The organism is Nocardiopsis sp. MT53, from assembly GCF_019598965.1.
GTDB lineage: Bacteria > Actinomycetota > Actinomycetes > Streptosporangiales > Streptosporangiaceae > Nocardiopsis > Nocardiopsis changdeensis.
Window position 1 is genome coordinate 3,347,772 of sequence record NZ_CP080599.1, and the last position, 25,888, is coordinate 3,373,659.

The window sequence follows — 25,888 nt, forward strand, 5'->3', positions numbered from 1 at the left end:
AGATCATCGCGGATGTCGCAGGTTTCGGTTCATGATCACCGGGGGATTTTTGTTTTTTTCGGGACCGGAATGGGGACGGCTTGGCGGACCGGGTCGGCGGTGGGGGTCAGACTTCGAAGCCGTCGCAGGTCAGCGGGGTTCCCGTGGCGGCGTCGGACCAGAGGACGGTGTACACCCCGGCGGCGAGGTCGGAACCGCCTTCCTGGGGATAACGGACATGCGACCACTCCCCGGGGGCGGTGTCCGTTTCCAGGGTGTGGAGGTCGCCGCCGGGGGTCCGGACCGTGACGGTCACCGCGGTCGGATCGACGTCCTCGGGCGGCAGCAGGCCCAGTTCGACCGGGCCCTCCCCGGCGGCGGTGCGCGGCGCCTCGGTGCGCCAGGCGTCCCCGCCCGGGACCCCGGCGGTGTCCACGGCGGGCGTGCACAGCAGGAGGTCCGGGTCGAAGACGGTGTCGGCCGCGTCGGCGGCGGGCCCGGAGCCGGGCCCGCCGGCGCGCACCGAGTCGGCGATCATCGCGTCGAGTTCGTCGGGGGTGTGTCCGTGGCCGCCGCCGCAGGCGGTGGCGGTGAGCAGGAGCAGCACGGCGGCGCCCAGGCGTACGGGCGCGGGGATGTGGGTCGGCACGGTCGCCACGCTACTACTCTCCGTGTCCATTCCGCTGCGCAATGTCGAAGAGCGGGGTCCGCGACCCGGGGCCGTCCCGGCTCAGACGGAGCGCAGCGGCGTCGGCCCGCCGTTCAGCCAGGTCAGCGCCTGGTCGTGCAGGATCCCGTTGGTGCACACCAGCGGCCCGCCGTCGGCGAACGAGTCGCCGCGCAGGCTCGTGGCCCGCCCGCCGGCCTCCTCCAGGATGATCGGCAGGGGCGCGGCGTCCCACAGCGACAGCTCCGGCTCGGCGGCGATGTCCACCACGCCCTCGGCCACCATCACGTGCGACCAGAAGTCGCCGTAGGCGCGGGTCCGCCACACCGACCGGGTCAGGCCCAGGAACGACTCCAGCCGCCCCTGCTCCTCCCAGCCGCTCAGGGACGAGAAGCTCAGGGAGGCGTCGGACAGCTCCGACACCTTCGACACGTGGCAGCGCGAGGCCTTGGACAGGCTCCGGCCCTGCCACGCGCCCCCGCCCAGGGACGCCCACCAGCGCCGGAACAGCGCCGGGGCCGAGACCACGCCGACCACCGGCCGGTCGCCCTCCAGCAGGGCGATGAGCGTCGCCCACACCGGGACACCGCGCACGTAGTTCTTGGTGCCGTCGATGGGGTCGATCACCCACACGCGGTTGCTGTTGCCGCTCTTGCCGTACTCCTCGCCCACCACGGCGTCCCGGGGGCGGGCGCGCGACAGGACACCGCGGAGCGTCTCCTCGACCAGGCGGTCGGCCTCGGTCACCGGGGTCAGGTCGGGTTTGGTGTCGACCACCAGGTCCAACGCACGGAAACGCTTCAGCGCGATGTCGTCGGCAGCGTCGGCGAGCACGTGGGCCAGCCGCAGATCATCGTCAAAGGACGCCATGGGCGGTAACGCTACCCTCCCGGGCACGAACATGGCCAAACGGCCCCACACGCGTGACCAGAGTGTTAGTCGCCGACGCCTCCGGGTCACCGAACCGGGGGTGGGAGTCCGGGCGTCCGGATGCCACCATGGGGGGATGGATACCAGACAGGGCGGATCGGTCCGCGAGCGGCTGATGGACGCCGCCTACGCCGAGGTCGTCTCCGGCGGGTGGGCCGAGCGGCGGATGGCCGACATCGCGGCCGCGGCCCAGGTGTCCCGCCAGACCCTGTACAACGTGTTCGGCAGCAAGGAGGGGCTGCTCCAGGACGTCGTGGTGCGCGAGGTCAACGCCCTGCTGGACGAGGTGATGCGGGTCCTGGCCGCCGAGCACGGCGATCCGGCCCACACCGTGAGCCGGACCGCCCGCCTGATCCTCGACACCGCGCGCGGCAACCCCCTGCTGCACGCGGTGGTCACCGGCGACCGCGAACTGCTCCCGGTGCTGACCACGCGTTCGGAGCCGCTGCTGGAGGTGCTCGGCGAGCGCATCGCCGCCTCCCTGCGCGATCACCGACCCGGCCTCGACCGGGCCCTGGCCGAGGCGGTCGCCGACGTCGGCGTGCGGCTCACCGTGTCGTACGCGCTCCAGCCCATCGACCCCGCCGAGGCGGCCCGCCGGATCGAGACGGTGACCCACGGGATGCTGCTGGTCGGCCACCGGGAGGAGTGTTGACCGGGAAGGAGCCCGCCCGGGCCCGGATCACGGCCATCCCGGTGCGCAGACCCGAGCGGCTGGCCGTGCTGGACCGGGTGGCCCGCGCGTTCGAACCCGGCGTGCGCTACACCGAGTCGCAGGTCAACGACGTCATCGGCGGTTTCAGCGCCGACGTCCCCGCGCTGCGCCGCGGCCTGGTGGACGAGGGCTTCCTGGAGCACGACCGCGTCCACTACTGGCGCTGCGGCGGCACCGTCGACCTGTGACCCGGCTCAGGCCGGGTCCTCCAGGAGGCGGTCGACCAGCCCGGCGCCGTCCTGGTCCCCGCCCCCGTCGGCGACGTGCCGTTCCATGAGGTCGGCGTAGGGGCGCAGCAGCTCGGTGCTCACCCCGGCCTCCCGCGCGGTCCGCAGCAGGGTGTCCAGGCCCCGGGACTGCATGGCCAGGTTGGAGACGACCCCGGTCGTGAGGTCGCCGCTCTCCAGGCGTTCGGCGAACCCGCCGGCGGCGTCGGACAGCATCGCCCCCACCCAGCCCTCCAGGAGCGCGGCGGCCTCCTTGGGCGGGACCCCGGACCGGCGGGCCAGGGCGAAGGCGTGCGTGAGCCCGCCGAACATGCCGTTCATGGCGCTGAGCAGCGCCACGTCCAGCAGCGCGGCCAACCCCGGGTCCCCGCCCTGGAACCGGGCGCCGGTGGGGACCGACAGCGCCTCCCGGTGCTCGGCGAACGCCTCCTCCGAACCGCTGTAGAACGTGTACGCGCCCGTCTCCAGGGCGCCCACCATCGGCGGTACGGCCATGATCCCGCCGCTGACGAAGCGGGCCCCGCGCGCGGCCGCCCACTCCGCGCGGGCGCGCGCCTCGCCGGGGGTGCCTGTGGTGATGTCGACCAGGTCCCTGCCGGCCAGGTCCACCCCCTCCAGGACGGATCCGACGGAGGCGTCGTCGAACAGGCAGGTGACGACGAGCCGCCCGGCGGCCACCGCCGAGGCGGGGTCGGCGGCGACGTCGGCGCCCTCGGCGGCCAGGGGCTCGGCGCGGGAAGCGGTGCGGTTCCAGACGGTGAGGGGGTGCCCGGCGGCGAGCCAGGCGCGGGCGAACGCGGTGCCCATGTCGCCCAGCCCGAGCAGGACGATACGGGACGGATCAGTGGTGTTCTCTGTCATGTGGACTAGGCTCGTGGCGGGCGGCGACGCCCACAAGTACGCACTTTGAAGTGGGTGCTCACCCCGAGGTGAGCATGCAGGCAGGGGGAACATGAGGTCTCTTCGCCGCCCGGAGTCGTATCACTGCGGGACCGCCGCCGCGATGGACGTCATCGACGGGAAGTGGAAGATCGTCATCCTGTGGGCGCTGGGCGAGCGCCCGCACCGGTTCGGCGAGCTGCGCCGCACCCTGGACGGCGTCTCGGAGAAGGTCCTCGCCTCGCACCTGCGCGAGATGGAGGAGGACGGGCTCGTCCACCGCGAGGACTTCGACGAGGTCCCGCCCCGGGTCGAGTACTCGCTGACCCCGCTCGGCATCTCCCTCAACCAGGCCCTGGAGCCGCTGGCCGACTGGGGGGAGCGGCACGTCATCGGCCGTCTCCCCACCGCCTAGGGCCTGATCTTCGAACGCTCTCCTGTGCCGCCGGGGTTCGCGAGGCGCCCGGCGGGGTTCCGGAGGCCCGGAGGAGTGGTCCTCGAAAGTCCTGTGGCCGCAGGCCGTCCGTTGAGGACCTTCCGCCGCTCGGCGGCGGGCCGCAGCGCAGCGGAGGTTCGAAGGAACCCGGCCTAGGGTTCGCGTTCCTCGTCGGGCTCGGCGTCGCCCTCGCGTCCGGCGAGCAGCCTGCGCAGGGACGCCACCCGGGCCGGGTCGGCCTCGCCGCGCGCCAGGGCCCCGGCGATGGCGCAGCCCTCGGCACCGTCCTGGTGGGAGCAGCCCGCCGGGCAGTCCAGGGCGAGGTCGGCCAGGTCCGGGAAGCCCTCCACGATGTCCTCCGGGGCGATGTGCGCCAGGCCGAAGCTGCGCACCCCCGGGGTGTCGATCAGCCAGCCGCCCTCGAACGGCAGCGCCACCGCGGACGTCGAGGTGTGGCGCCCCCGGCCGGTGACCGCGTTGACGTGGCCCACCGCCCGGTCGGTGCCGGGGATGAGCCGGTTGAACAGGGTGGACTTGCCCACGCCCGAGGACCCCACCAGCACGGTGGTGCGCCCCGCCAGCCGCCCTTCGAGGCCGGTGAGGTCGCCCTCGGGGCTGAGCACCTCGTAGGGCACGCCCAGCGGCTCGTACATCCGCAGCAGCCCGCCGGGGTCGGCGAGGTCGGCCTTGGTCAGGCACAGCAGCGGGGACAGCCCCGCGTCGTAGGCGGCCACCAGGCAGCGGTCCACGAACCGCGGCTGCGGGGCCGGGTCGGCCAGGGCGCACACGATCGCCAGCTGGTCGGCGTTGGCCACGATGATCCGCTCCACCGGGTCGGTGTCGTCGGCGGTGCGGCGCAGCACCGAGCTGCGGTCCCTGACCCGGACGATCCGCGCCAGGGTGTCCGGGAGCCCGGACAGGTCGCCGACCACGTCCACCCGGTCGCCCACCACGATCGACCCGCGGCCCAGCTCGCGGGCCTTCATCGCCACCACCCGGGTGCCCTCGACCAGGCACCGGTACCGGCCCCGGTCCACCGCGGTGACCAGGCCCTCCACCGCGTTCTCGTGCTTGGGCCGGTTGCGGGTGCGGGGCCGCGACCCGCCCCGGGCGCGGACCCGGATGTCGTCCTCGTCGAGGTGGCGCCCCCCGCCCCGGGTGCGGCTCATGCCAGCGCCTCCGCCCACAGGCCGGGGAAGTCCGGCAGGGTCTTGCGCGTGGTGGCGATGTTCTCCACCTCCACCCCGGGCACCGCGAGCCCGATGACGGCGCCGGAGGTGGCCATCCGGTGATCGTCGTAGGAGTGGAAGACCCCGCCGTGCAGCGGCCGGGGCTCGATGACCAGCCCGTCGGGCAGCTCCTCGGCGTTCCCGCCCAGGCGGTTGATCTCGGCGGCCAGGGCGGCGATGCGGTCGGTCTCGTGGCGGCGCAGGTGCGCGATGCCGGTGAGGCGCGAGGGGGTCGAGGCCAGGGCGGCCACCGCGGCGATGGTGGGGGTGAGCTCGCCCACCTCGCGCAGGTCGGCCTCCAGGCCCAGGATCCGCCCGGTGCCGCGCAGGGTCAGCGCCCCGCCGTCCCGGGACACCTCGCCGCCCATCCGGGTGAACAGCGACCGCAGGTGGTCGCCGGGCTGGGTGGTGTGCTCGGGCCAGCCCTCGACGGTGACCTCGCCGCCGGTGACCAGCGCGGCCGCCAGGAAGGGGGCGGCGTTGGACAGGTCCGGCTCCACGGTGATCTCGGTTACCTTGACCGGCCCCGGCTCGACCGTCCAGACGTCGTCGCCCACCAGCACCGTCACCCCGGCGGCGCGCAGCATCTCCACGGTCATGTCCAGGTGCGGCCGGGAGGGCACGGGGGCGCCCTCGTGGCGCACCCGCACGCCCTGCTCGAACCGGGCGCCGGCCAGCAGCAGCGCGGACACGAACTGGGAGGAGCCCGAGGCGTCCAGGACGACGTCGCCGCCGCGCACCCGGCCGGTGCCGCGCACGGTCATCGGCAGGGCGCCGGCGGAGTCGTCGATGTCGGCGCCCAGGGCGCGCAGCGCCGCCAGCAGCTCGCCCACCGGCCGCTCCCGGGCCCGCGGGTCGCCGTCGAAGTCCACGTCCCCGGCGGCCAGCGCGGCCACCGGCGGCACGAACCGCATCACCGTTCCGGCGTTGCCCACGTCGACCGAGGCGGGGCCGCGCAGCGGGCCCGGGGTGACGAACAGGTCCTCGCCGCGCTCCTCCACGGTCGTGCCCAGGGCGCGCAGCGCGCCCACCATCAGCTCGCTGTCCCGGCTGACCAGGGGACGGCGCACCAGGCACGGCGTCTGCGACAGGGCGGCCAGGATCAGCGCCCGGTTGGTGACCGACTTGGAGCCGGGCAGGGAGAGGCGGGCGCGGACGGGGCCCTCGGCGACGGGAGCGGGCCAGTGCGGTGCTGCTGTGGGCTCAGGCATGCCCCCAAGGTTATCGGGAGCCCTCCCCGGACGCTTATTCTTGGTAACGCCATGGTGTATCTGGATCACGCAGCCACGACCGAGGTCCGCCCCGAGGTGATCGCCGAGGTCGCGGCCGGGCTCGGCTCCCTCGGCAACCCCTCCTCCCTGCACGGGCACGGGCGCGCCGCCCGCCGCGCCGTCGAGGAGTCGCGCGAGCGCGTCGCCGAAGCCCTGGGGTGCACACCCCACGAGGTGGTCTTCACCGCGGGCGGAACCGAGTCGGACAACATCGCCATCAAGGGCCTGTACTGGTCCCGCCGCGCCGAGGACCCGCGCCGCCGCCGGGTCATCACCAGCGCCGTCGAGCACCACGCCGCCCTGGACCCCGCGCACTGGACGGCCGAGCACCAGGGCGCGGTCCACGAGACGCTGCCGGTGGACCCCCGGGGCCGGGTGGAGCCGCGGGTCCTGCGCGAGGCGATCGAGCGCGACCCGGAGTCCGTGGCCGTGGTGTCGGTGATGTGGGCCAACAACGAGGTCGGCACGGTGCAGCCGGTGGCCGAGCTGGCCGCCGTCGCCGCGGAGTACGGGATCCCCTTCCACACCGACGCGGTGCAGGCCGTGGGCGTGGAGCCGGTGGACTTCGCCGCCTCCGGGGTGAGCGCCCTGACGGTCAGCGGGCACAAGCTCGGCGGCCCGGTGGGCACCGGGGCGCTGCTGCTGGCGCGCGGGCTGAGCCCGGTCCCGGTGCTGCACGGGGGCGGCCAAGAGCGCGACGTCCGCTCGGGCACCCTGGCCACGCCGCTGGTGCGCGGGCTGGCCACCGCGGTGCACCTCGCGGTCGCCGAGCGCGAGAAGCACGCCGCCCACCTGTCCGCGCTGCGCGACACCCTGGAGGAGCGGGTGCGCGGGGTGGTCCCCGACGTCGTCGTCAACGGGGACCCGGACCGGCGGCTGCCGGGCATCGCGCACCTGTCCTTCCCCGGCTGCGAGGGCGACGCCCTGCTCATGCTGCTGGACGCCAGGGGCGTCTCCTGCTCCACCGGGTCGGCCTGCTCCGCGGGGGTGGCCCAGCCCAGCCACGTGCTGCTGGCGATGGGGGCCGACCCCGACACGGCCTCCAGCAGCCTGCGCCTGTCGCTGGGGCGGACCTCCACCGAGGCCGACGTGGACGCGCTGGTCGAGGCGATCGGGCCCGCGGTGGAGCGTTCGCGGGCGGCCCTGGCCAAGCGCCGCGGGAACGCGAGGCGGGCTTAGGCCGTCCGCGGAGGGCTCAGCCCGCTCGGTGGACGGTGACGGACTCGATCACCACGTCCTCGACCGGGCGGTCCTGGCCCTCGGTGGCGATCTGGGAGATCTCCACGGCCACGTCCATCGAGGCGTCGTCGGCGACGTGCCCGAAGATCGTGTGCTTGTTCTGCAGGTGCGGGGTCGGCGCCACGGTGATGAAGAACTGCGAGCCGTTGGTGCCCGGGCCGGAGTTGGCCATCGCCAGCACGCCCGGCTCGTCGAAGGTCTCCTCGTCGCTGAACTCGTCCTGGAACTGGTAGCCCGGTCCGCCGGTGCCCGTGCCCTGGGGGTCGCCGCCCTGGATCATGAAGTCGGGGATGACCCGGTGGAAGAGCGTGCCGTCGTAGAACTCGGCCTCGCCGGTCACCGGGTTGGCCACCCCCGCGCCCTCGGCCAGGCCGACGAAGTTGGCGACCGTGACCGGCGCGACCTCGGGCAGCAGGTCCACGGTGATGTCCCCGTGGTTCGTGTGCAGGGTCGCGCCCTCCACGTCGCTGACGTCCACGTCCGGGACCTCGGTCGAGGCCGGCGCTTCTTCGTCGTTGCCGCAGGCGGCGGTCGTGGCGAGCAGTGCTCCGGCCAGCAGGCCGGCGGACAGGGTGGTCAGGCGCATGGAACACTCTTCGGGGTCGGTGGGGACGGTGGACGCCACTGAAGGGTACCGACCCCGGCGGCCCGTCCCGCCACGCGGGACCCGTCAGTCCCGCGTCTCCTCCGGGCCGTCCTGGTCCGGGCGTTCGGCCTGCTCACGGGCGCGGCGGCGCTGCTCCTCGGCGCGTTCGCGGCAGCGGCGCAGGAACTCCTCGTCCTCCTGCGGCGTCGCGGCCCGGGCCCGGTTGGGATGGTCGTATTCGGGGAAGGGGGAGGGCGGGCGCACGGGGCCGGCGGCCCGGGCCCGCCGCGGCCGGCCCAGGGCGAACCACGCCAGCGCGCCCAGCTTGGGCAGCAGCAGGACGACCACCACCCAGGCGGGCTTGGGCAGCAGGCGTACCGCGTCGGCGTCCGAGCCGACGGCGTCGAACAGCGCGTACACCCACACGGCCAGCGCCACGACGAAGAACAGCAGGTAGAGGTAGGCCACGGGTTCTTCCTGTTGATCGGGGGAACACCCGGAGCGCCGGGTGGCATTGTCAGACCTTGTACTGACTTATCACGGATCGCCGCACTCATCGGTCGCTTGACCGGGCACCCCGCTCCGGGAGAGGGTCGGACCACGGGGCCGCCCGGCGTCGATCCAGGTCCGGCCCCACGGGCGACGGAGGAGGATGATGGGCGTGAACACGGTGTTGCCCTCGGCGGTATGGCTCCCCTTCGGCGCGCGGATCCTGCGCGCCCGCTCGGACAAGGGGCTCTCCCGCGCCGAACTCGCCGCCACGGTCGGGGTGAGCGACGACAAGCTCGGCGAGGTGGAGAGCGCCCGTTGCAGGCCGGCCCGCTCCCTGGTCGAGCGGGTGGACAACGCGCTGGGCACCGAGCACCAGCTGGTCGACGCCTGGGCGGTCGCGCTCCAGGCGGAGGCGTTCCCCAACGAGTTCGGGGACCTGCGCGAACTCACCGTGCACGCCCCCGAGGTGTGGGAGACCCAGCCGGTGGTCATCCCGCCGTTCCTGCGCACCCGGGAGTACTCCTGGGCGGTGCTGCGGCCCAGCTACTTCGACCTGTCCGACGACGAGGTCGAGGCCATGGTCGAGGAGGAGATGTCCCTGCGGGCCGCGATGACCGGCCCCGACGGGCCGTCGCTGCGGGTGGTCCTCAACGAGACCGTGCTCCGGCGGCCCCAGGGCGGCGCCGAGGTGCTCAACGCCCAGCGGGGCTTCCTCGCCGACCTGGTGGCGGCCGGGATCGTGCGGCTGGGGATGATCCCGGAGAAGTCGCCCCGCCACCCCGAGCTGGGCGGGCCCTTCCGGCTCATGGAGTACGGCGACCGGTCGCCCATCGTGTACGCGTTCGCCGCCCAGGGCGGGGAGCTCATCACCGACGCCGAGCAGGTCCTGCGGTGCTCCATGGTCCGCGACGCGATCGAGGAGGTCACGGTGGAGCTGACCCCCGAATCGGAGATCCTCAGCGCGCGCTGGCCCGAGGGCTGAGCGCGGGCGGGCCGGGGAAGCGCTCCCACGAAAGGTCTTGGGGCGGGGTCCCATGATGGGCTAGGTTGCCCGCCATGGATATCGCGATCACATCCGGATACGTCGTGCCCGTCGACGGGGACCCCATCGACGGCGGCACGGTCCTCATCTCCGACGGCAGGATCACCGCCGTCGGCCCCGACTCCGAGGTGGCCGTCCCCGAGGGCGCCACCGTCGTCGACGCCTCCGGCAAGTGGGTGCTCCCCGGCTTCGTCGAGGCCCACGGCCACATCGGCATCGACGAGGAGGGCATCGGCTGGGCCGGTGACGACACCAACGAGATGACCGACCCCAACGGGGCGCGGATGCGCGCCCTGGACGCCATCAACCCCGCCGACCGCGGCTTCGTCGACGCCCTGTCCGGAGGCGTCACCAGCTCGGTGGTCAAGCCCGGGTCGGGCAACCCCATCGGCGGCCAGACCGTGGCGGTCAAGTCCTGGGGCCGCAGCATGGAGGACCGGCTCATCAAGCACCCCGCCAGCGTCAAGAGCGCGCTCGGCGAGAACCCCAAGCGGGTCTACGGCAACAAGGACAAGCTGCCCTCCACCCGCCAGGGCGTGGCCGCGGTCATCCGCGACGCCTTCACCAAGGCCCAGGACTACAAGGCCAAGAAGGAGCACGCCGAGGCCGAGGGCAAGCCCTTCGACCGGGACAACACGCTGGAGGTGCTGGTCCGGGTCCTGGACCGGGAGCTGCCCTGGTGCCAGCACACCCACCGGGCCGACGACATCCACACCGCCATCCGCCTGTCGGACGAGTTCGGCTACCGGCTCATCGTCAACCACTGCACCGAGGGCCACCTGCTGGCCGACGAGCTGGCCGCCCGGAACATCCCCGTGATCACCGGCCCGCTGATGACCAGCCGCTCCAAGGTCGAGGTCAACAACAAGACCCTGGCCAACCCGGGCATCCTGGACCGCGCCGGGGTGAAGGTGGCCCTCACCACCGACCACCCGGTCGTGCCCATCGAGTTCCTGGTCCTCCAGGCCGCCCTGTGCGTCAAGGAGGGCATGGACCCGGACTCGGCCATCCGCGCCCTGACCGTGAACCCGGCCCAGATCATGGGCCTGGACGACCGGATCGGCTCCCTGAAGCCGGGGCTGGACGGCGACGTCGTGCTCTGGTCGGGCGACCCGCTGGACCTGCGCAGCCGCGCCGAGCGCGTGTTCATCGAGGGCCGCGAGGTGTACACCTACGACTACGGTGCCCGCCGCGGCACGGCCGTGGACGCCTACTACCGCGAGTCCTGATGCGGTGGGCCCGGGCCGCTCCGGCCGGCCCGGGCCCGGCCCCCCTCAGGGCCCCTCAGGCCGCGGTGAGCGGGATATGAGGCGGCCGTGGCCTGCGATATACGCCGATATGCCGATGTGCGGGCAGGGTCCTTAGCGGGAGTCTGAGGTCATCCGGGACGACGGAGCCCGGGACGGGACCTCCGGGAGGACGCCATGAACCACCACGACCCCGCGGCAGAGGCCGCCGAGTTCCACCGCCTGGAGCGGGAGCGGGAGGCCGCCCGCGAACGCGAGCTGCGGCGCATCCGCGAGGAGCGCCTCCGGGACGGTGACCGGCGCCGGTTCGGGCGGCCCCGCGGCCGGGGCGGGCCTTCGGACGACTACGACCTCGCCGTCTAGACCCGCCCGATCCGACCCCCCGGGTCGGGCCGGGGAGAAGGGGGTGGTGCGCCGCGCGGGGTGCGGCGCACCACCCCCGTGTCCGTCCGGGCCGGGCGTCGGCGGTGAGGGCGGTCGGAGGCCTCTTCGCCGCCCCGTGTTCCGTCCGGGGCGGGGCGGGCGCGAGCAGTCGGCGGGTCCCGCCGGCGGGACCCGCCCCGCGGGCTCAGCCGGCCGTGGAGATCCGCCGCAGGGGGGACCCGCCGGGCGGGTCCGTGTCGTCCGCGGTCGCGAACACGGTGGCGCGCTCCGCCTCCAGCCGCTTCCAGGTGTCCCGGGGGTCGGCGCCGGGGCCGGGGAACGGCGCCAGGATGATCGGCGCCCCCGCCGCCATCGGCGCCAGCAGCAGCTCCGCGCTCCGGCCCAGCACCTCCAGCGGGGCCGCGGGGTCCAGGAGCAGCGCCACCCGGTCGTCCCCGGTCAGCTCCCAGCGCCGCGCGCCGTCGCGGCCGTGGGCGACCAGGGCCGCGCCCGTGCGGGTCTCCGACAGGCGCAGGGCCGGGGCCAGCGGGTCCACCGGGTAGGGGGAGAAGCGGTCGCCGTACCCGCGCACCTCCACCGAGTAGTCCAGCACCATCGGCGGGACCTCCCGCAGCGGCAGGCCCAGCGGGTGCAGCGAGGTGCCCACGACCTCCTCGGCCCCGCTGTCCAGGGCCGCCTCCAGACGGGCCTCGTCGGCCACCGCCACCTGGGCGTCCGCGGGCAGGCCGGGCCCCGCGGCCGCCTCGGCGACCGCGCCCACCGACCAGCACGCCGTCAGCCACACCAGCGCCTGCCAGTGCACGGGCAGGGCCGCCACCACCCGGTCGCCCGGCTGGGTGCCGAAGCCGTCCACGAGCATGTTCGCGGTCTTGGACACCCAGTTGTCGAAGGTGGCCCGGGACAGTTCCACCCGGCCGCCCGAGGCGTCGTAGGAGGTGACGAACGGGCGGGAGGGGTCGGCGGCGACCAGGTCGCGCCACAGCTGCGCGGGAGTTTCGGACATGGCCACCACTCTAGAACCCGCCGGGAGCGGGAGGCGGCGGGTCCGTAACAAAGCGCCGCACGGTGTGCGAGGGGGTGACGGGAAGTGTCAGAGTTACCCCATGCGCTTGCTCCCCGGACGATTCCTCGCCCGTGTCACCGCGCTGCCCGCGATCGCCGTGTCCGCCTGGCTCCTGGTGGCCTTCCCCCTCCTGGCACTCGGTCTGTTCACTCCCTGGATCGCCCTGATCCTCGGGGTGCCCGCCGTGATCGCGGCCGGCGCCCTGGTGCCGCGGCTCATCCCCGACCCGGAGGAGGACGTGCCCTGGTGGCCCGTCGTCCTGGTCCTGGTGGTCGCCGCCGCGTTCGCGATCGTGCAGATCGCCTACCACGCCGAGGCCCTGGTCATCCGCCGCGACCCGGCCTCCTACGCCATGTACACGGTGTGGATCGCCGAGAACGGCCACCTGCCGATCCCGCAGCAGCGCGAGCTCATCGCCGGGGACGACCCCGCGCTGAGCTACCAGAGCCTGGCGCACTACGAGCGCGGCGACGTCATCTGGCCCCAGTTCATGGCGGGCGCCCCCCTGGTCACCGCCATCGGGTACTGGCTGGGCGGGCTCGACGGCATGCTCGTCGCCACGCCGGTCCTGGGCGCCCTGGGCGTCCTGACCTTCGCCGGACTCGCCGCCCGCCTGGTCGGCGCCCGCTGGGCGCCCCTGGCGGCCCTGGTCCTGGCCCTGTGCCTGCCCCAGCAGTGGGTCAGCCGGTTCACCTACAGCGAGCCCGTCACCCAGATCCTCCTCCTCGGCGGGCTGGTCCTGGCCTACGACTCCCTGGTCAGGCGCACCCACCTCACCGACAGGTGGTCGCGGACCCAGACCCTGGCCGCCGTCGCCGGACTGGTGCTCGGCCTGGCCCTGGTCGTGCGCATCGACGCCATCCGCGACCTGCTGCCCGTCATCGGGTTCGTCGCTCTGCTCCTGCTCGCCCGGCGCGGCCAGGCCCTCCCGCTGCTCGGCGGCCTGGCGCTCGGCACCGGTCTGGGCTTCTACGCGGGGTACGGGCTGTCCCTGCCCTACCTGGAGTACCTGTCGGACTCCCTGGACCCGCTGCTGATGATCAGCGGCGCGGTGGTCCTGGCCGCGGCCGCGGGCACCGCGGTCCTGTGGCGGCACGGCCTGCCGCGCACCGACCGGGTGCGGTGGCTGCCCGCCGCCGTCGCCGCCCTGGCCCTGGTCACCATGGCCGGCTTCGCCGTCCGTCCGCTGCTGTGGCCCGACTACGGCCACGGCAGCGACTTCACCGACGGCTGGGTCGCCTACGTCCAGTCCCAGGAGGGGCTGCCGATCGAGGGCAGCCGCACCTACTACGACATGAGCCTGTACTGGGTGGGCTGGTACGTGGGCCTGGGCACCGTCCTGTTCGCGTCCCTGGGCGTGGCCATGGTCCTGCGCCGCCTCACGCAGTGGCGCGACCCCCAGTGGCTGCTGCCCGCCATGCTGCTGGTGTGGTCGGTGGCCACCACCCTGATGCGCCCCGCCATCACCCCCGACCACCCCTGGGCCAGCCGCCGCCTCATCGTCCTGGTCATCCCCGCGTTCGTGCTGTTCGCGGTCTGGTTCCTGGCCTGGCTCACCCGCTACTGCGCCGTCGCCGTGCAGGCGGAGAAGCAGGGCTCGGCCCTGCGCATGCTGCCGGTGGTGGTCGCCGCCGGCGCGGCCGTGGCGATGGTCGCCCCCACCGCCGTCACCTCCTTCGCCGGCATCATGGGGTACCGGCAGGACGTGGGGACGGTGGCGGCCACCGAGCGATTGTGCGCGGCCCTGCCCGACGACGCCTCGGTGGTCGTGGTCGACCCCGGGATGGCGGGCAACTACATGCCGCTGCTGCGCAACGTCTGCGGGGTGCCCACCGCCGCGCTCGACGACGCCTCGCCGGAGAACACCGACCGTGTCATCGCCGCGATCCTGGAGCGCGACCGCACCCCCGTGCTCGCCTCCGAGGACTGGGCGCAGCTGGCCGACCTCGTCCCCGAGGCGGAGCCGGAGCGGCCCTTCCACGTGGTGGCGCAGATGGACCCGAGTACCCTCATGGAACCGCCCACCGGCCATTGGAGCTTCGTCGGGAGCGTGTGGATCACGGTCGTCCCCCGACCCTGACCCGCGCCCCGGGCAGAGCCCGCCCGCACCCTCTGAGAAGAACGCATGAGCCAGACACACGACGACGCCAGCCCCCGCCCCGAAGCCGGGTCCGAGGACCCGCCGGTGCGGGTCACCATCGTCCTGCCCTGCTACAACGAGGAGGACCACGTCGTCGACGAGGTCAAGCGGATCTGCTCGGCCATGGACGCGTCCGGGTACGGGTACGAGCTGCTGGCCGTCGACGACGCCTCCACCGACTCGACCCTGGAGCGGCTGCGCGAGGTCGCCCCCGTGTTCCCGAGCATGCGGATCATCGCGTTCGGGCACAACGGCGGCTCCGGCACGGTCCGCCGCATCGGCAGCCAGCGCGCCCGCGGCGAGTACGTCGTGTGGACCGACGCGGACATGAGCTACCCCAACGAGCGCATCCCCGAGCTGGTCGCCATGCTCGACGAGGACCCCGAGATCGACCAGGTCGTGGGCGCCCGCACCCAGGAGATGGGCAGCCACAAGGCACTGCGGGTGCCCGCCAAGTGGATCATCCGCAAGATCGCGGAGAAGCTCACCAACACGCGCATCCCCGACCTCAACTCCGGGCTGCGCGTGTTCCGCCGGGACGTGGCCCGCCCCTACCTGCGGCTGCTGCCGCCCGGGTTCTCCTGCGTCACCACCATCACCCTGGCGTTCCTGTCCAACCAGCACCCGGTGCGGTACGTGCCGATCGAGTACGCCAAGCGGGCCGGGAAGTCGAAGTTCCACTTCGTCACCGACGCGTACCGGTACATCCTCCAGGTGCTGCGCATGGTCATGTACTTCAACCCGCTCAAGGTGCTGATGCCGCCCGCGCTCGCCCTGCTGGGCGTGGGCGCCGCCAAGTTCGTGTTCGACCAGGTGCGCAACCCGCTGTACATCCCCAACAACACCGTCATGATCCTCATGACGGGGCTGATCATCGCCGCGATCGCCCTGCTGGCCGACCTGATCGTGCGCTCCCGGGACGGGGCGTGAGCCCCGCGCGGGTGGCTCTGGTCGGCCCGGTCCACCCCTACAAGGGCGGCGGCGCCCGGCACACCACCGAGCTGGCGCACCGGCTGCGGGCCGCCGGGCACCCCACCATGGTCGAGTCGTGGCGGGCCCAGTACCCCGCGGCCCTCTACCCGGGGACGCAGACCGTCGACGAGCCCGAGGGGGAGCCCTACCCCGACACCAGGCGCGAGCTGGCCTGGTACCGGCCCGACGGGTGGTGGCGGGCCGGGCGGCGGCTGGCCCGGGAGGCCGACCTGGTGGTCCTCACCCTGTTCTCGCCCGTGCAGGTGCCCGCCTACCTCGGCGTCCTGGCCGGGGTGCGGTCGGTGCGGGGCGACCGCACGCGGGTGGTGGCCCTGTGCCACAACGTGCTGCCGCACGAGCGGCGGGCCGTGGACGTGTCGCTGGTCCGGTCGCTGCTGCGGAGGGTGGACGGGGTGCTCGCGCACTCCGCCGACCAGGCCCTGCTGGCGCAGGGCATGCGCGGCGCCGGGGCCGGCGCCCCGGTCACGGCCGTGCTGCCCCCGCACCTGCCCGACACCGGCGCGGTCGTTCCCCCGGAGCCGGGGGAGCGCCGCCACCTGCTGTTCCTGGGCATCGTCCGCCCCTACAAGGGCGTGGACGTGCTGTTGCGCGCCCTGGCCGCGGGGGCGCCCGGCGACGTCTCGCTGACCGTCGCAGGGGAGTTCTGGGGCGGCACCGCCGAACTGGAGGCGCTCACCGCGGAACTGGGGCTCGGGGACCGGGTGCGGCTGCGGGACGGGTACGTGCCCGCCGAGGAGCTGCCGGGCCTGTACGCCGGCGCCGACGCGGTGGTGCTGCCCTACCGGACCGCCACTGCCAGCCAGAACGTGTGGCTGGCCCACGAGCACGGCCTGCCGGTGATCGCCACCCGCGCCGGGGCGCTGGCCGACCACGTCCGCGAGGGCGTGGACGGGCTGCTGTGCGCCCCGGGCGACGCCGACGACCTGGCCCGGGCGCTCGAGGAGTTCTACACCCCGGGCACCCCCGAGCGCCTGCGCGCCGGCGTCCGCCCGGTCGACCCCGCGCCCTGGTGGGCCGACTACGTCGAGCGCCTCCTGTCCGCCTGAGCGCCGGGACCCGCGCCGTCCACCGCGGGTCCCGGCGGGCGGCGGCCTACAGAGGCGGGCCGTCGATCCACATGGAGAACTCGTAGAGCGTGTACTTCACCACGTCTCCGGGCTCGCACCAGTCGGCCGCCGACGCGGCGGGCTCGACCACCACGTGTTCCTGGGAGAGCAGCCGGCCGGTGGCGGGGTCGAAGAGGACCCGGTGCTCGACGGTGCCGATGTCGGTCGGGTCGAGGGTGTAGGCCACACCCACGGCCGATCGGCCGGACACGTCCCGCACCGCCTCGAGCGGCCGGACGCCGGGCAGCCCGGCCAGGAGGGTGTACATGCCGGCTCTGACCTCGGGCGGGAAGGGGAGGTGCAGCGACCGGCTGACGTAGGAGAACCGCCGCGCCTCCTCGCTCCCGTATCCGCTTCCCGTGGTCGACGGGTGCCGGATGCCGTCAGGACCCTGCTCCGCCGGGTCGTCCGGCATGGGCTCCGAGGCGGGGAACAGCATCTCCTCGAGGTCCTCGGGGTCGGGGGAGGCCTCCTGGAGACCCTGGTGGTCCACGGTGCCGAGTCCGAAGTCCCAGCCCCCGGGATGGGGGCCGGACAGCTCTCCGAAACCCTCCTCCTGCGTGGGGATGTCGGGACGCTCCCCCTCGGGTCCGGGCTCCCACCGGACGGGGGAGCCGTCACGCTCCCACGCGGCCCAGGCGTCCTCGTTCAGCAGCTTCCACGTCGTCGCATCGGTCCGCCGGGCGTGCAGCCCCCACTCCTCGCCTCCCTCGCTCCGGCCGGTCCCGAGGTCGTACTCGTCCACCCAGCTCCAGGTCTCGGCGTGGTAGATGTCGTACACCCCGTACCTGTCGTCCTCCGGGCCCACCCCCCACGCCTCCGCCGAGTCGGTGCGCAGGTTCCAGACGTCGCCCCTGACGGGCGTGTTCCGGGCCTCCTCGATGACCGGGGCCATCACCTCCAGGGCGGTGGGCACCTCCTCCGCGGGCTCCGCGGACGTCTCGGCGGCGGGCGCCGCGGCGCCCTGGGTACAGGCGGTCAGGGTGAGGACCACGGCCGCGGTGGCCGGGAGCAGGGAACGGACGGTGCGCATGGGGCTCCTGTTTCGGGGGCGGATTCTCAGGGGCGGAACGCCCCTGTCGGGACGCCCGCCCCGGGCGTGCGGTTCACCTTCCGGGGTGCGCGCGGTCCCTCGTGCGCATCCCGGGCAGGCCGTGGACGCCCCGCCGCGTCCTTCCCCGAGGGCCTCCGGGCGGTCTGCGGCGGGGCGCGGGACCGCTACAGCGGCGGCTCGGCGATCCAGGCGGTCTCGTAGGTGATGTAGTCGACCAGGTCTCCGGGCTCGCACCAGTCGGTCACGGAGGTGGAGGGCTCGATCACCACCTGTTCGCGTGAGACCAGCAGACCGGTGACGGGGTCGAAGTGGAGACGGTGCTCGACGGTGCCGAAACCCCCGGGGTCGGCGGGGGTGTAGGCCACGCCCACGGTGACCCGACCGGCCACGTCCGTCACCTCACCGAGCGGCCGCAGACCGGAGAGCCCGGCCAGGACGGTGTACATGCCGGCCATCGTCTCGGGGGGAAGGGGGGTGGCCAGGTTGTGGTCGATCTCCGAGAAGAGCCGGTCCTCCTCGCCCGAGGGCGCGTCCGGGTCGTCGTACGCGAGGATCATCTCCCGCAGCGCCTCCGGGGAGGAGGGCAGTTCCTGGAGGTCCCGGTGCTCCCGCATCTCGCCCGCCAGGTACCAGCCGGCGCCGCTGGGGCCGAGGAGTTCGCCTTCGATGTCCGAGGCGTCGGGGATCGGTCCGTCGCCGGTCTCCTCGTGGGACCAGGACTCAGGGGAGCCGTCACGCTCCCACGCGGCCCGGTGCCTCTCGTCCACGAGGGCCCAGGCGGCCGGGCCGTGGCGGCGGGCGCTCAGGCTCGCCTCTGCGTCCGCCGGAACGTACTCCACTTCGGACGATTCGCCCGACCAGCTCCACGCCTCGTTGGAACGGATGTGGTGGACGCCGTATCTGTCCCCCTCGGGGCCCAGGCCCCGGGCCTCTCCCCAGGTGAGCCGCTGGTACCAGACGTCGCCGTCGACGGGCTGGTTCCGGACCGCCTCGATGATCGGGGCCATCGCGTCCCAGGCGGGGGCGTCCGCCTCCGTCGCCTCCCCGGAGGGCTCGGTGGCCGGCCCCACGCCGACCGTGAGCGGTCCGGGGAACACCACCAGCGCCAGGAACAGGGCGGCCGCCGCGACGACCGCGGCCCCGCTCAGCGCCAGTGGCAGCAGGCGTGGTCGGCGCACCGGCCGGAAGTCCCTCCCGCCCGGCCGCCATCCGGTGAGGAGCGCCAGCTCCTCGGGGGAGCGCTCGGGGACGCGGGACCTCAGGTCCCTCAGGTGGTCGAGCTCGTTCACCGGGTCACCTCCTGGTGGTCGACGGCGGATGCGGGCAGGTCGGCGCGCAGGCGCCTGCGCGCGCGGTGCAGCCGGGAGCGCACGGTGCCCACGGGGATGCCCAGCACCGAGGCGGTCTCCTCGTAGGTCAGCTCGCCCCAGGCGATGAGCAGCAGGACGTCGCGGTCGCCCTTGGACAGCCCCGCCAGGGAGCCGGCCAGGGAGGCCGACACCGAGGCGGCGTCCACACGCTCGCCGACCCGGTCGGCGTGCCCCTCCATGACCGGGTCGACGCCGGTCCGCGCCAGGGCGCGGTAGTGGCGGGTCTCGGTGCGGTGGTGCCTGCGGATGAGGTTGGCGGCGATCCGCCACAGCCACGGGCGCGCGTCGGGGTACGCCGGGTCGTAGCGGTGCCGCTTGCGGAAGGCGATGTGGAAGGTCTCGGCGACCACGTCGTCGGCTTCGGCGGAGCCGAGCCTCCGGGCCGCGTAGCGGTGCAGTGCGGGCGCGTGCCGGCGGAAGATCTCACCGAAGTCGGTGGGCTCGTGCAGTGACCGGCGGACGACCGACGCGTCGCTCTCCGCTTCTTCGGGCGGGAACGCCCTGGAGGCGGTGGGGGACATGGGGGTCCAATCCGTGGGGACGTCGGGAACGTGCTTCTACCCGTGTTAGCCCGATCCCCCCGAGGGGGTTCACGCCGGTCCGGACCGCGGCCCGTCCGCGTCCGCCGAGCGGTCCCCGAGCCGGGACAGCGGCACCGACAGCCCCGCCCACGCGACGTCGGCGGCCGTCATGACCAGCCGTGACAGCACCGCCGCGACCAGCGCCGCCCCGGCGTCCACGACCGGGGCCAGGGCCACCACCAGCACCGCCTCGCGCACGCCCAGCCCGGCCGGGGCGAACACCACCAGCAGGCCCAGCGTCCACGCCAGCGCGTACGCCCCCACGGCCGGGGCCAGCGCCCCCCGGGGGTCGCCGCCCACCGCCCACACGAGCACCCACAGGTGCAGGCCCAGCGGTACCCACGCCGCCAGGGTCCACCCCAGCGTCGCCGCCATCGCCCGGCCGCCGATGTCCAGCGGGCCGGCCTCGGCGACCTCCCGGAACCGGGCGAACGGGCGCGCCGCCAGGCGCACCCCCCACCGCACCACGCGCGGGTGCAGCCCGGCCAGCAGCAGCGGGGCCAGGGCCAGCGCCCACCACCACGTCCGGGCGGCCTCCGCCGAGGACAGCGGCAGCGCCACCGCGGCCACCGCGAGCCCCGCGGCCACCGTCACCCCCACCGCGAGCAGGGTCGCCGCCGTGCCCCGGACCCGGGGCACCTCGCGGTCGCGGGCCAGCTCCACCTGGGCCACGAACGCCCACACCGAGCCCGGCAGGTACTTGCCCAGCTGGCCCACGAACATCACCCGCGCCGCCACCGGCACCGGCAGCGGCGAGCCCAGCCCGGCCAGCAGCGCGCGCCAGGCCATCATCTGCGCGGTCAGCCCGGCCATCCCGGCCAGCACCGCCAGCGGCAGCGTCCACAGCGGAAGGGACAGCGCGGCGTCGCGCGCCTGCTCCCAGTGCCCGTGCAGCGCCCACGCGGCGCACGCGCACAGCAGGACCACCAGCGCCGATCGCACCCAGGGGTCGCGGCGCAGTCGAGCGAGCACGCGGTCCCTCCTCATCTCCGTCCTGCGCCGACCCTACGCCCCGGGCGGTGCCCGCCGGACCACGGCGCCCTCCGGCCGCGCGGCCCCGTCGAGGGCCGGTGCGGTTCACCGGGACGGAACCGCCGGGGCGTAGGGTGCGGCTTATGACCGGTGCGAACGAACCCGCCCCCACGCCGTCCGCCGTGCGCCGCGCCCTGGCCCGCGCCCGCGACGGCAAGACCCTGGACGCCGCCGAGGCGGAGGTCCTGCTGCACGCGCGCGGCGAGGACCTGGAGACCCTCCTGGGATACGCCTCCCGGGTGCGCGACGCGGGCCTGGAGGCGGCCGGCCGGCCCGGTGTGGTGACCTACAGCCGCAAGGTGTTCGTCCCCCTCACCCGCCTGTGCCGGGACCGCTGCCACTACTGCACCTTCGCGACCGTGCCCGGCCGCCTGGAATCGCCGTTCATGTCCCCCGACGAGGTCCTCGACATCGCCCGCCGGGGCGCCGCGATGGGCTGCAAGGAGGCCCTCATCACCCTGGGGGACCGCCCCGAGGACCGGTGGAGGCAGGCCGCCGAGTGGCTCGACGCCCACGGCTACGACGACACCCTGTCCTACGTGCGCGCCGTCTCCATCATGATCCTGGAGGAGACCGGGCTGCTGCCCCACCTCAACCCGGGCGTGCTCACCTGGGCCGACTTCCAGCGCCTCAAGCCCGTCGCCCCGTCCATGGGCATGATGCTGGAGACCACCTCCCGGCGGCTGTTCGAGGAGAAGGGGCAGCCCCACTACGGCAGCCCCGACAAGGACCCGGCCGTGCGCCTGCGCGCCCTGGAGGACGCGGGCCGCACCAGCGTCCCCTTCACGACCGGGATCCTGCTGGGCATCGGGGAGACGTTCGCCGACCGGGCCGAGTCCATCTTCGCGATGCGCTCCGTCGCCCGCCGCCACGGCGGGATCCAGGAGGTCATCGTCCAGAACTTCCGCGCCAAGCCGGACACCGCGATGATGCACCGGGCCGACGCCGAGATCGACGAGATGGCCGCCACCATCGCCGTCACCCGCCTGGTCATGGGGCCCAGGGCGCACATCCAGGCCCCGCCCAACCTCATCGGCGGGCAGGACGGCGGCCGCGACGAGTACGCCCTCATGCTCCGCGCGGGCATCGACGACTGGGGTGGCGTCTCCCCGCTCACCGCCGACCACGTGAACCCGGAGCGGCCCTGGCCGCAGATCGACGACCTGGCCGCCCGCACCGCCGCCCAGGGGTTCGAGCTCAGGGAACGGCTCACCGCGTACCCGGAGTACGTCCTGGCCGGCGAGCCGTGGCTCGACCCGCGGCTGCGGGCGCACGTCGAGGCCCTGGCGGACCCCGAGACCGGCCTGGCCCGCGAGGACGCCCCCGTGGTGGGCCGCCCCTGGCAGGAGCCCGAGGCCGTGCTGGCCGACACCGGGCGCACCGACCTGCACACCGCGGTGGACACCGAGGGCCGCACCGGCGACCGGCGCGGCGACTTCGACTCGGTGTACGGCGACTGGGAGTCCCTGCGCGAGGGCGTCGACCGCGAGGGCGCGGTGCCCCGCCGGTTCGACCCGGAGGTCGCCGACGCCCTGCGCGCCGCGGAGAAGGACCCCGCCGGGCTCTCCGACGCCCACGCCCTGGCCCTGCTGCACACCGACGGGCCCGAGCTGGAGGCCCTGGCGGAGCTGGCCGACGGGCTGCGCCGCGACGCGGTCGGCGACGACGTCACGTTCGTGGTCACCCGGAACATCAACTTCACCAACGTCTGCTACACCGGCTGCCGGTTCTGCGCGTTCGCGCAGCGCCGCACCGACGCCGACGCCTACACCCTGTCCCTGGACCAGGTGGCCGACCGGGCCGAGGAGGCGTGGAACGCGGGCGCCACCGAGGTGTGCATGCAGGGCGGCATCCACCCCGACCTGCCGGGCACCGCCTACTTCGACATCGCCGCCGCCGTCCGCGAGCGCGTCCCGGGCATGCACGTCCACGCGTTCAGCCCGATGGAGGTGGTCAACGGCGCGGCGCGCACGAACCTGCCCGTCCGCGAGTGGCTCACCCGGGCCCGCGACGCGGGGCTCGGGTCGATCCCGGGCACCGCGGCGGAGATCCTCGACGACGAGATCCGCTGGGTCCTCACCAAGGGCAAGCTCCCGGCGAGCGAGTGGATCGAGGTCATCACCACCGCGCACGACCTGGGCATCCCCACCACGTCGACGATGATGTACGGGCACGTGGACTCGCCCCGCCACTGGGTGGCGCACATCAAGCTGCTGCGCTCGCTCCAGGAGCGCTCCCTGGAGCGCAACGGGCGGCCGGGGTTCACCGAGTTCGTGCCGCTGCCGTTCGTGCACACCAGCGCGCCCATCTACCTGGCCGGCCTGGCCCGCACCGGCCCCACCGTCCGGGAGAACCGGGCGGTGCACGCGCTGGCCCGCCTGCTGCTGCACGGGGCGATCGACAACATCCAGTGCTCGTGGGTGAAGCTCGCCGAGGACACCTGCCGCCTGCTGCTGCGCGGCGGGGTCAACGACGTGGGCGGCACCCTGATGGAGGAGACGATCAGCCGGATGGCGGGCTCGGACCAGGGCTCGTACAAGACCATCACCGACATCCGCGCGCTGGTCGGGCCCACCGGCCGCCCGCTGCGCCAGCGCACCACCCTCTACGGCGAGGTCCCCGAGGAGCGCCGCGCCGTCGCCGAGGCCAGCGACGGCGTCGCCCCGAGCATCCTCCGCCGCTCCCTCCCCCTCGTCTGAGAACCCGCACGCGCCCCCGGAGAAGCAGGGAGGGGCGGGAGCGCCGGGGGAACGGCGCTCCCGCCCCTTCTCATGCGGGGCCGCGCGGAGCGGGTGGGGGGACGGGCCCCCGCGCGCGGCCCGGGGTCAGCAGGCGCCGACGAGGCGCCAGACGCCCCATTCGCCGGTGGTGCCCGGCTCGTCGCCCTGGGTCCACCACTGGGCGCGCCATTCGGAGCCGTTGTGGGAGACCACGTCGCCGCCGTTGTAGACGGTGCCGGAGGCCCAGGCGGGGGCGGTGCAGTCGCCCGGCTCGCCGCCGCCGGGGTCCCCGCCGCCGGGGCCCTCCACCACGGTGCCCTTGCGCGGGTGGTCGTAGGTGATGGCGTACTCGGTGCCGCCCACCTCGATCCGCCAGTTGGAGGGCTGCGCGATGGGCAGCCGCCAGCTGAGGTCGAACGAGAACGTCCCGCCCGCCGGGATCGACTGCCAGCCCGGCACGGTGATCTGCGCCCGGTGGAAGTCCCCGTCCAGGCCGCCGACGTTGTTCGCCCGGTCGTGCCCGATCTGGAGGTGGGTGAGCCCCAGGCCGGACTGGTCGCCCATGTTGCCCGGGGCGGAGGTGCCGTAGTCGAAGGTGATCTTGGACCCGCCGGGGATCTCGGCCGCCGAGTTGTTGGTGATGGTGACCTTGGGGTTGATGGGGTAGTTGTTGTCGCCCAGCGCGAATTCCCCGAAGTCCACGTCCACGTCCAGGACCTCGGCCGGGGCCTCGGTCTCGGCCTTGAGCGCGCCGTACGGCCCGGCGTTGCTCAGGGTCTCGTGCAGCGACGTGATGAGGGTGTCGCCCATCTCGTACTGGCCCGCGGCGGTGTTGTAGGAGTAGTCGCCCGCCATCTCCCAGATCATGACGCCGCCCAGGCCGGTGTCGGCCACGTAGTCGGCCTTGGTCCGGATGGTCTGTTCGGCGTCACCGGTCAGGAACGTGCGGGTCTGCGCGTTCCACCACCACTCGTTCTTCGTGACGTCGTCCCAGTGCCGCACGTAGGTGCCCTCGAGGGTGCCGTCCACCCCGTAGTCGTCCACGTAGTCCCCGACCACGCCGTCCTCCAGGTTGAGGACGTGCCAGATCGGGTTCGCGCCCGCCGGGATCTCCCCGCCGGTCACCGGGTCGCTGTCGTGCCACAGGTTGTCGATGCCGCCGGCCCCGTTGCCGCAGGGGGTGTTGACGCCGGTGCCGGGCGGGCACTGCGTCTGGTCCGGCAGCGCCGAGGTCCCCCACAGCCCGTTCGTGCCGCCCTGCACGTCCGTCCAGCCGCGTGTGTAGAACGGCACCCCCAGGTTGATCCGGCCCGCCTGCATCGCGCCCCGGAAGTAGTGGTGGGCCCAGTCGGCGTTGAGGTAGCCGATGCCGTTGTAGGCCCCGTACACCGCGCTCAGCTCGGGGTCCAGGCCGCTGTCGTACAGCGCGCCGTTGTGGCCGACGAAGTGGTTCCAGGTGCCGTGCAGGTCGTAGGTCATCATGTTGACGAAGTCGAGGTACTGCACGACCTGGTGCACCTCCTGGCCGCGCAGCAGCCAACCGGAGGCGGGCACCGCTGCGGTCAGCTGGTAGTACGTGCCGTCCTGGGCGGACGCCTCGTCGAGCTTCTCGCGCAGGACGCGCATCAGCTCCTCATAGCCCTCCCACAGGAGGCCGCGCCGGGCGTCGGAGATCCAGAAGTCGTCCGGGCTGCCCGCGCCGTTGTTGGAGGTGGCGTACTCGTAGTCGATGTCCAGCCCGTCGAACCCGTACTCGCGCACGAACTCCACGGCCGAGTCCGCGAACGTCTCGATGCCCTCGTGGTTGACCCCGGTGGGAGTCGTGGTCATCGAGTAGAACCCGCCGCTGGCCACCCGCTCGCCGTCCGCGTCGAAGTACCCGCCGGTCTCGGCCCAGCCGCCGACCGCCACCAGGGTCTTCACCCCGGGGTGCTCCTTCTTGAAGCTGTTGAGCAGGTTGAAGTGCCCCTGGTAGTCGAACTCCGGGTCGGGCTCCAGCCCCTCCCAGGTCATCCCGGTGGCCGGGTTGTCGGGGGTGTCGGCGCCCACGGAGACCCGGTTGTCCGGGCCCACGTGCGCGAAGGCGTAGTTGATGTGGGAGATCCGGTCCCAGGGGATGTCGTCGGCGAGGTACTCGGGCTGCCCGTTGGCGCCGTTGCGCCAGCTGGTGAAGTACCCGATGACCCGGCGGTCCAGGTCGTTGGGGAGCTTCTCGCGGCCGTCGGTGTCGTAGACGTCGCAGTAGGGGACGTCCACGCCGGGGGTGGGGTACAGCCCGTCGGGGCGGCACTCGGCGTCGGAGGAGGCGGACACCTCGGCCGGAGCGGCCGGGGCGGTGGGCGCGACCGTTGCGGCCTGGGCGACCGCGGGGGTGAACAGCGCTCCCGCCGCCAGGGTCAGCGCCGCCAGGGCGGAGCCGAACCGGCGGGCGGGGCCGCCGCGGGGTCGGGTTTCGGGCATGGGGGACCTTCCTCGGGATCTCGGGGGATGCGCCGGACCCGTCCGA

The 25,888-nt window shown here is 74.1% G+C and carries 24 protein-coding genes; 11 read left to right on the forward strand and 13 right to left on the reverse strand.

Annotated features, from left to right (window positions below):
• Positions 1–106 precede the first annotated feature (106 nt).
• Together K1J57_RS14970 and hisN are read right to left on the reverse strand one after the other, a co-directional pair.
• Positions 107–637, reverse strand: a complete 531-nt coding sequence (locus tag K1J57_RS14970) for a hypothetical protein (RefSeq protein WP_255647070.1) — start codon at positions 635–637, stop codon at positions 107–109.
• Between the two features lie 72 nt (positions 638–709).
• Positions 710–1,516 (reverse strand): histidinol-phosphatase, encoded by an 807-nt coding sequence (gene hisN, locus K1J57_RS14975; protein ID WP_220565015.1) that lies wholly within the window; start codon positions 1,514–1,516, stop codon positions 710–712.
• A 136-nt stretch (positions 1,517–1,652) separates the two neighbouring features.
• Between hisN and K1J57_RS14980 the strand changes: the two genes are divergently transcribed.
• Positions 1,653–2,231, forward strand: coding sequence for a TetR/AcrR family transcriptional regulator (locus K1J57_RS14980; RefSeq protein ID WP_255647071.1), 579 nt, complete (start codon positions 1,653–1,655; stop codon positions 2,229–2,231).
• On the forward strand, positions 2,228–2,479 hold the full coding sequence (locus K1J57_RS14985) for a DUF2087 domain-containing protein (RefSeq protein ID WP_255647072.1): 252 nt from the start codon (positions 2,228–2,230) through the stop codon (positions 2,477–2,479). The genes K1J57_RS14980 and K1J57_RS14985 overlap by 4 nt, the downstream gene beginning before the upstream one ends.
• A 6-nt stretch (positions 2,480–2,485) precedes the next feature.
• Here the strand turns inward: K1J57_RS14985 and K1J57_RS14990 are convergent, their stop codons facing one another.
• On the reverse strand, positions 2,486–3,379 hold the full coding sequence (locus K1J57_RS14990; protein WP_220565018.1) for an NAD(P)-dependent oxidoreductase: 894 nt from the start codon (positions 3,377–3,379) through the stop codon (positions 2,486–2,488).
• Positions 3,380–3,470: 91 nt separating this feature from the next.
• Between K1J57_RS14990 and K1J57_RS14995 the strand changes: the two genes are divergently transcribed.
• Positions 3,471–3,812 (forward strand): helix-turn-helix domain-containing protein, encoded by a 342-nt coding sequence (locus K1J57_RS14995; protein ID WP_220565019.1) that lies wholly within the window; start codon positions 3,471–3,473, stop codon positions 3,810–3,812.
• Between the two features lie 173 nt (positions 3,813–3,985).
• Here K1J57_RS14995 and rsgA read toward each other — a convergent pair whose 3' ends face one another.
• Positions 3,986–5,002 carry a ribosome small subunit-dependent GTPase A gene (rsgA, locus tag K1J57_RS15000; RefSeq protein WP_220565020.1) on the reverse strand — a complete coding sequence of 339 codons (1,017 nt, stop codon included), beginning with the start codon at positions 5,000–5,002 and terminating at the stop codon, positions 3,986–3,988.
• The gene (gene aroA / locus K1J57_RS15005) at positions 4,999–6,273 is read right to left on the reverse strand and encodes a 3-phosphoshikimate 1-carboxyvinyltransferase (protein WP_220565021.1); all 1,275 of its coding nucleotides are present in this window, start codon (positions 6,271–6,273) and stop codon (positions 4,999–5,001) included. Before aroA ends, rsgA begins: the two co-directional genes overlap by 4 nt.
• 51 nt (positions 6,274–6,324) lie before the next feature.
• On the opposite strand from aroA, the gene K1J57_RS15010 reads away from it, so the two are divergent.
• On the forward strand, positions 6,325–7,512 hold the full coding sequence (locus K1J57_RS15010; RefSeq protein WP_220565022.1) for a cysteine desulfurase family protein: 1,188 nt from the start codon (positions 6,325–6,327) through the stop codon (positions 7,510–7,512).
• Between the two features lie 16 nt (positions 7,513–7,528).
• Here the strand turns inward: K1J57_RS15010 and K1J57_RS15015 are convergent, their stop codons facing one another.
• Both K1J57_RS15015 and K1J57_RS15020 read right to left on the reverse strand, forming a co-directional pair.
• On the reverse strand, positions 7,529–8,158 hold the full coding sequence (locus K1J57_RS15015) for a peptidylprolyl isomerase (protein WP_220565023.1): 630 nt from the start codon (positions 8,156–8,158) through the stop codon (positions 7,529–7,531).
• An 84-nt stretch (positions 8,159–8,242) separates the two neighbouring features.
• The gene (locus tag K1J57_RS15020) at positions 8,243–8,626 is read right to left on the reverse strand and encodes a PLDc N-terminal domain-containing protein (RefSeq protein ID WP_220565024.1); all 384 of its coding nucleotides are present in this window, start codon (positions 8,624–8,626) and stop codon (positions 8,243–8,245) included.
• A gap of 187 nt (positions 8,627–8,813) precedes the next feature.
• On the opposite strand from K1J57_RS15020, the gene K1J57_RS15025 reads away from it, so the two are divergent.
• The 3 genes from K1J57_RS15025 to K1J57_RS15035 all read left to right on the forward strand — a co-directional run bounded on the left by K1J57_RS15025 (position 8,814) and on the right by K1J57_RS15035 (position 11,302).
• Positions 8,814–9,632 (forward strand): helix-turn-helix transcriptional regulator, encoded by an 819-nt coding sequence (locus K1J57_RS15025; RefSeq protein WP_220565025.1) that lies wholly within the window; start codon positions 8,814–8,816, stop codon positions 9,630–9,632.
• Between the two features lie 74 nt (positions 9,633–9,706).
• Positions 9,707–10,921 carry an amidohydrolase gene (locus K1J57_RS15030; RefSeq protein WP_220565026.1) on the forward strand — a complete coding sequence of 405 codons (1,215 nt, stop codon included), beginning with the start codon at positions 9,707–9,709 and terminating at the stop codon, positions 10,919–10,921.
• Positions 10,922–11,116: 195 nt separating this feature from the next.
• Positions 11,117–11,302 (forward strand): hypothetical protein, encoded by a 186-nt coding sequence (locus tag K1J57_RS15035; protein ID WP_220565027.1) that lies wholly within the window; start codon positions 11,117–11,119, stop codon positions 11,300–11,302.
• A gap of 205 nt (positions 11,303–11,507) precedes the next feature.
• On the opposite strand, the gene K1J57_RS15040 is transcribed toward K1J57_RS15035, so the two are convergent.
• A complete protein-coding gene (locus tag K1J57_RS15040) occupies positions 11,508–12,326 on the reverse strand; it encodes a TIGR03089 family protein (RefSeq protein ID WP_220565028.1) in 819 nt (272 codons plus the stop codon).
• 100 nt (positions 12,327–12,426) lie between these two features.
• On the opposite strand from K1J57_RS15040, the gene K1J57_RS15045 reads away from it, so the two are divergent.
• Genes K1J57_RS15045 through K1J57_RS15055 form a run of 3 tightly spaced genes read left to right on the forward strand, consistent with a single transcriptional unit; the run spans position 12,427 to position 16,565 of the window.
• Positions 12,427–14,466 (forward strand): hypothetical protein, encoded by a 2,040-nt coding sequence (locus K1J57_RS15045; protein WP_220565029.1) that lies wholly within the window; start codon positions 12,427–12,429, stop codon positions 14,464–14,466.
• Positions 14,467–14,511: 45 nt separating this feature from the next.
• Entirely contained in the window at positions 14,512–15,456 is a 945-nt protein-coding gene (locus K1J57_RS15050) for a glycosyltransferase family 2 protein (protein WP_220565030.1), read from the forward strand.
• Positions 15,453–16,565 (forward strand): glycosyltransferase family 4 protein, encoded by a 1,113-nt coding sequence (locus K1J57_RS15055; RefSeq protein ID WP_220565031.1) that lies wholly within the window; start codon positions 15,453–15,455, stop codon positions 16,563–16,565. Before K1J57_RS15050 ends, K1J57_RS15055 begins: the two co-directional genes overlap by 4 nt.
• A gap of 46 nt (positions 16,566–16,611) precedes the next feature.
• Here K1J57_RS15055 and K1J57_RS15060 read toward each other — a convergent pair whose 3' ends face one another.
• The 4 genes from K1J57_RS15060 to K1J57_RS15075 all read right to left on the reverse strand — a co-directional run bounded on the left by K1J57_RS15060 (position 16,612) and on the right by K1J57_RS15075 (position 20,602).
• On the reverse strand, positions 16,612–17,658 hold the full coding sequence (locus K1J57_RS15060) for a hypothetical protein (protein ID WP_220565032.1): 1,047 nt from the start codon (positions 17,656–17,658) through the stop codon (positions 16,612–16,614).
• Positions 17,659–17,843: 185 nt separating this feature from the next.
• On the reverse strand, positions 17,844–18,968 hold the full coding sequence (locus tag K1J57_RS15065) for a CU044_5270 family protein (RefSeq protein ID WP_220565033.1): 1,125 nt from the start codon (positions 18,966–18,968) through the stop codon (positions 17,844–17,846).
• Positions 18,965–19,570: an RNA polymerase sigma factor gene (locus K1J57_RS15070; RefSeq protein ID WP_220565034.1), complete on the reverse strand. Its 606-nt coding sequence runs from the start codon at positions 19,568–19,570 to the stop codon at positions 18,965–18,967. Before K1J57_RS15070 ends, K1J57_RS15065 begins: the two co-directional genes overlap by 4 nt.
• A 69-nt stretch (positions 19,571–19,639) precedes the next feature.
• The gene (locus K1J57_RS15075) at positions 19,640–20,602 is read right to left on the reverse strand and encodes a lysylphosphatidylglycerol synthase domain-containing protein (RefSeq protein ID WP_255647075.1); all 963 of its coding nucleotides are present in this window, start codon (positions 20,600–20,602) and stop codon (positions 19,640–19,642) included.
• Positions 20,603–20,745: 143 nt separating this feature from the next.
• On the opposite strand from K1J57_RS15075, the gene K1J57_RS15080 reads away from it, so the two are divergent.
• Positions 20,746–23,361 (forward strand): bifunctional FO biosynthesis protein CofGH, encoded by a 2,616-nt coding sequence (locus tag K1J57_RS15080; RefSeq protein ID WP_220565036.1) that lies wholly within the window; start codon positions 20,746–20,748, stop codon positions 23,359–23,361.
• 126 nt (positions 23,362–23,487) lie between these two features.
• On the opposite strand, the gene K1J57_RS15085 is transcribed toward K1J57_RS15080, so the two are convergent.
• Positions 23,488–25,842 carry a glycosyl hydrolase family 18 protein gene (locus K1J57_RS15085; RefSeq protein ID WP_220565037.1) on the reverse strand — a complete coding sequence of 785 codons (2,355 nt, stop codon included), beginning with the start codon at positions 25,840–25,842 and terminating at the stop codon, positions 23,488–23,490.
• Between the last annotated feature and the right edge of the window lie 46 nt (positions 25,843–25,888).

Bases quoted from the DNA above. Each gene is read 5' to 3' on its own strand.
- hisN (WP_220565015.1), bottom strand. From the start codon at position 1,516: ATGGCGTCCTTTGACGATGATCTGCGGCTGGCCCACGTGCTCGCCGAC.
- K1J57_RS14980 (WP_255647071.1), top strand. From the start codon at position 1,653: ATGGATACCAGACAGGGCGGATCGGTCCGCGAGCGGCTGATGGACGCC.
- K1J57_RS14990 (WP_220565018.1), bottom strand. From the start codon at position 3,379: ATGACAGAGAACACCACTGATCCGTCCCGTATCGTCCTGCTCGGGCTG.
- K1J57_RS14995 (WP_220565019.1), top strand. From the start codon at position 3,471: ATGAGGTCTCTTCGCCGCCCGGAGTCGTATCACTGCGGGACCGCCGCC.
- rsgA (WP_220565020.1), bottom strand. From the start codon at position 5,002: ATGAGCCGCACCCGGGGCGGGGGGCGCCACCTCGACGAGGACGACATC.
- aroA (WP_220565021.1), bottom strand. From the start codon at position 6,273: ATGCCTGAGCCCACAGCAGCACCGCACTGGCCCGCTCCCGTCGCCGAG.
- K1J57_RS15010 (WP_220565022.1), top strand. From the start codon at position 6,325: ATGGTGTATCTGGATCACGCAGCCACGACCGAGGTCCGCCCCGAGGTG.
- K1J57_RS15015 (WP_220565023.1), bottom strand. From the start codon at position 8,158: ATGCGCCTGACCACCCTGTCCGCCGGCCTGCTGGCCGGAGCACTGCTC.
- K1J57_RS15025 (WP_220565025.1), top strand. From the start codon at position 8,814: ATGGGCGTGAACACGGTGTTGCCCTCGGCGGTATGGCTCCCCTTCGGC.
- K1J57_RS15030 (WP_220565026.1), top strand. From the start codon at position 9,707: ATGGATATCGCGATCACATCCGGATACGTCGTGCCCGTCGACGGGGAC.
- K1J57_RS15035 (WP_220565027.1), top strand. From the start codon at position 11,117: ATGAACCACCACGACCCCGCGGCAGAGGCCGCCGAGTTCCACCGCCTG.
- K1J57_RS15040 (WP_220565028.1), bottom strand. From the start codon at position 12,326: ATGTCCGAAACTCCCGCGCAGCTGTGGCGCGACCTGGTCGCCGCCGAC.
- K1J57_RS15045 (WP_220565029.1), top strand. From the start codon at position 12,427: ATGCGCTTGCTCCCCGGACGATTCCTCGCCCGTGTCACCGCGCTGCCC.
- K1J57_RS15050 (WP_220565030.1), top strand. From the start codon at position 14,512: ATGAGCCAGACACACGACGACGCCAGCCCCCGCCCCGAAGCCGGGTCC.
- K1J57_RS15060 (WP_220565032.1), bottom strand. From the start codon at position 17,658: ATGCGCACCGTCCGTTCCCTGCTCCCGGCCACCGCGGCCGTGGTCCTC.
- K1J57_RS15070 (WP_220565034.1), bottom strand. From the start codon at position 19,570: ATGTCCCCCACCGCCTCCAGGGCGTTCCCGCCCGAAGAAGCGGAGAGC.
- K1J57_RS15080 (WP_220565036.1), top strand. From the start codon at position 20,746: ATGACCGGTGCGAACGAACCCGCCCCCACGCCGTCCGCCGTGCGCCGC.
- K1J57_RS15085 (WP_220565037.1), bottom strand. From the start codon at position 25,842: ATGCCCGAAACCCGACCCCGCGGCGGCCCCGCCCGCCGGTTCGGCTCC.